2 protein-coding genes are annotated in these 3,611 nt (G+C 71.2%); one reads left to right on the top strand and one right to left on the bottom strand.

The annotated features are described in order from the left end of the window. The coding region (locus tag VFN12_RS04280) for a ribose-phosphate diphosphokinase (protein WP_325117358.1) at nt 1–965 on the top strand (965 nt) is incomplete at its 5' end. A 58-nt stretch (nt 966–1,023) separates the two neighbouring features. On the opposite strand, the gene pepN is transcribed toward VFN12_RS04280, so the two are convergent. Continuing rightward, nucleotides 1,024–3,438, bottom strand: coding sequence for an aminopeptidase N (pepN, locus tag VFN12_RS04275; protein ID WP_325117357.1), 2,415 nt, complete (start codon nt 3,436–3,438; stop codon nt 1,024–1,026). Between the last annotated feature and the right edge of the window lie 173 nt (nt 3,439–3,611).

Here is a 3,611-nt window from a genome sequence, read left to right as displayed (position 1 = left end):
GGACCACCGAGAAGAACCTCATGGTCTTCAGCGGCCGGGCCCACCCGGAACTCGCCGAGGAGGTCGTTCACCTGCTCGGCACCGGTCTGGTCCCGACCTCGGCCTACGAGTTCGCCAACTCCGAGATCTACGTCCGCTACGAGGAGTCCGTCCGCGGCAGCGACGCCTTCGTGATCCAGAGCCACACGGCCCCGATCAACGAGTGGATCATGGAGCACCTGATCATGGTCGACGCCCTCAAGCGGGCCTCGGCCAAGCGGATCACGGTGGTGCTGCCGTTCTACGGCTACGCCCGCCAGGACAAGAAGCACCGCGGCCGCGAGCCGATCTCCGCCCGTCTGGTCGCCGACCTGTTCAAGACGGCGGGCGCCGACCGGTTGATCGCGGTCGACCTGCACGCCGACCAGATCCAGGGCTTCTTCGACGGCCCGGTCGACCACCTGATGGCGCTGCCGATCCTCGCCGACTACGTCCGCCAGAAGTACGGCGACCAGCGGCTCGCCGTGGTCTCGCCGGATGCCGGCCGGATCAAGGTCGCCGAGCGCTGGTCGGCCCGGCTCGGCGGGGCACCCCTGGCCTTCATCCACAAGACGCGCGACATCGACCGCCCCAACGAGACCGTCGCCAACCGGGTGGTCGGCAAGGTCGAGGGCCGGATCTGCGTCCTGGTCGACGACATGATCGACACCGGCGGCACCATCGTGAAGGCCGCCGAGGCGCTGATGGCCGACGGGGCGGCCGGCGTGGTCATCGCCGCCACCCACGCCCTCCTCTCCGATCCGGCCGTCGACCGGCTCAAGAACTGCCCGGCCACCGAGGTCATCGTGACCAACACGCTGCCCCTCACGCCGGACCGCCACTTCGACAAGCTGACGATGCTGTCGATCGCGCCGCTCATCTCGCGGGCGATCAAGGAGGTTTTCGAGGACGGCTCGGTCACGTCCATGTTCGACGGCCACGCGTAGCGCCAAACCCCGACTCAACGAGCGGGAATCCCCAACTCAACGAGCGGGAATCCCCGACTCAACGGGTGAGGCGGAGGTCGTCCAGCCGGTCCTCCCACTCCCGACGCAGCACGGTCGGTACGTCGCCCGCGAGCGCGGCCTCGAGCGCCGCCACGTCGGGCGGGCCGAGCGGGATGTGGGGGAAGGCCTTGCCCACGAGCTGCGAGAACGCCTGTCCGCGGGCGCGGGCCACCGCGGGCGCCTCGGCCAGGTAGCGCCCCACGTAGGGGTGGACCAGCTCGACCTGCTCGGGGTCCCAGAAGCCCTCGGCGAGGGCGAGGAACATCCGGTTGGAGACCTGCGGGTCCTCGAACATGCGGGTCCAGGCCCGGGCCTTGGCGTCCGGGTCGGGGATCGCGGCGTGGGCGCGCGCGGCCCCCAGCTCGCCGACGACCGTGCCGTCGCCGTGGCGCTCGTCGTCGATCTGCTCCGAGGTCAGCCCACCCAGGGCGGCCAGCCGGCGGATCGCCGACCAGCGCAGGGTCGGGTCGAGCTCGATCCCGGTGTGGGTGGCCCGGTCGAGCAGCCACTGCTCGAGCAGCACCGTGTCCGGTGTGGTCTCGGCGAGGCTGCGGCTCAGCGAGGTCGCGACCTCGAGATCGGGCTCGGAGGCCAGGCCGGTCTCGCACGCCGCGGCCACCTGGGCGACCGCGTCCACGACCTCCGCCGGCGACAGTCGCAGGGGAATCAGCGTGGAGAGCGTCCAGCTCAGCACCCACTCGACGATGGGGGCCCTGGGTTCGCGCGGGAGGTGGCGGGTGACGAGCCCGAGGTACTGCGCGGGGGTGATCTCGCCGCACCGGGCCAGGTCGAAGCTGCTGCTCCAGAGGACCGCACGGGTGTCGTCGTCCGGGATCGAGGCCAGGTCGCGCTCGACGGCCTCCCACGACCGGTCGTCGAGCCGGATCCGGGCGAAGGTCTCGCCGCCGCTGTTGGGCACCAGCAACGCCGCGTCCCGGAGCCGGACGGGTGCGTCCCCGAGGTCGACCAGCTCGCTGTCGATCCGCGCCAGCGTCTCGTCGTACGCCGTCACCCGGACCGTGTGGGGCCGGCTGCCCTCGCGGACCAGCACCGGCCCGTCGGCGTCGCGGATCACCCGGAGGGTGTCGAAGCCGGTGGTCCGCAGCCAGGCCTGCGCCCACGCCCGCACGTCGCGGTCGGTGACCGCGTCGAGGGTGTCGACGAAGTCGGCCAGCGTGGCGTTGCCGAAGCGGTGCCGGGTCAGGTAGCCGTTGACGCCGGCGAGGAAGGCGTCGTCGCCCAGCCAGGTGACCAGCTGCCTCAGGGCCGAGTTGCCCTTGGCGTAGGAGATCTGGTCGAAGTTGCCGGCGGCGACGTCGACGTCGGCCACGTCCTCGGCCAGCGGCGCGACCGGATGCGTGGAGCGCCGCTCGTCGGCCTGGTATCCCGCGACCTTCCGGCTGATCGTGAAGTCGACGAACGTCCCCTCGAAGCCGGCCGCCGCCTCGGCCACCCGGAAGCCCATGTAGTCGGCGAAGGACTCCTGCAGCCAGGTGTCCTCCCACCAGGTCATGGTGACCAGGTCGCCGAACCACATGTGCGCCATCTCGTGGGCGATCACCATCCCGCGCCGGCGCCGCTCGCCCTCCGTCGGTCGACCGATCGGCAGGAACTCGTCGCGATAGGTGACGCAGCCGGGGGTCTCCTGCGCGCCCCAGTTCTGGCCGGGCACCATCACCTGGTCGAAGGAGTCGAAGGGGTACGGCTCGTCGAAGAGCTCCCCGTAGTGGTCGAAGCACCGGTCGGTGATCTGCCGGAGCTCGTCGATGTCGCGGTCGAGCTGGGCGGACAGCGACGCGCGCGCGTGCCAGCCGAAGCCGAGCGTCCGGCCGTCCTTGGTCCGGTGCTCCCAGGTGTGCGAGTGCCAGGGTCCGGCGCAGACGACGAACATGGCCGTCGGGATCGGTGGGGTCTCGGCGAAGGTCCAGGTGCCTCCCTCGTGCGCCACCTCGCGGCCGTTGGCGAGCACGGTCCAGCCCTCGGGAGCGGTGACCCGGAGGGTGAGCGGGGCCTTGAGGTCGTTCTGGTCGAAGCAGGGGAAGACCCGCTGGGCGATGTCCATGCCGACGTACGCCGACACGTAGGTCTCACCGTCGGCCGGGTCGGTGAACGTGTGCATCCCGTCCCCGTCGGTGATGTAGGCCTTGCGTGCCTCCACCCGCACCTCGTTGCTGGCCTCGAGGCCGGAGAGGTGGATCCGCCGTCCGTCGTAGGACCACTCGACGGCCCCGGACACCGTCAGGCCCACGGCGTCGGACAGCTCGAGGAAGGTGTCGCCGGCCTCGGTGCAGTCGAACCGGATCGTGGTGGCGACGCCGAAGGTCTCCCGGTCGGTCAGGTCGAGGGAGATGTCGTAGGCCACGTCGGACAGCAGGGCGGCCCGGGCCCGGGCCTCGGCAAGGGTGAGGGACACGGGGACACGCTAGATCAGGGGGTCGGCCCGCTGGATTTCGCGTCGTACGCCGCTCGCGGATAGTCTGTCCCGGTTGCCTCGGCGAGGGAGCCCGAACCATCGGCTCCGTGATCGACAGGGCAGGCTCACCGCGCCGCGCCCGACGATCCGGAGCGCGGCGTTCGTCGTTCCGG

This window comes from Nocardioides sp., from assembly GCF_035703625.1.
GTDB lineage: Bacteria > Actinomycetota > Actinomycetes > Propionibacteriales > Nocardioidaceae > Nocardioides.
The sequence above is the reverse complement of the archived record's forward strand: the minus strand, read 5'-3'. Positions and strand labels throughout refer to the sequence as shown.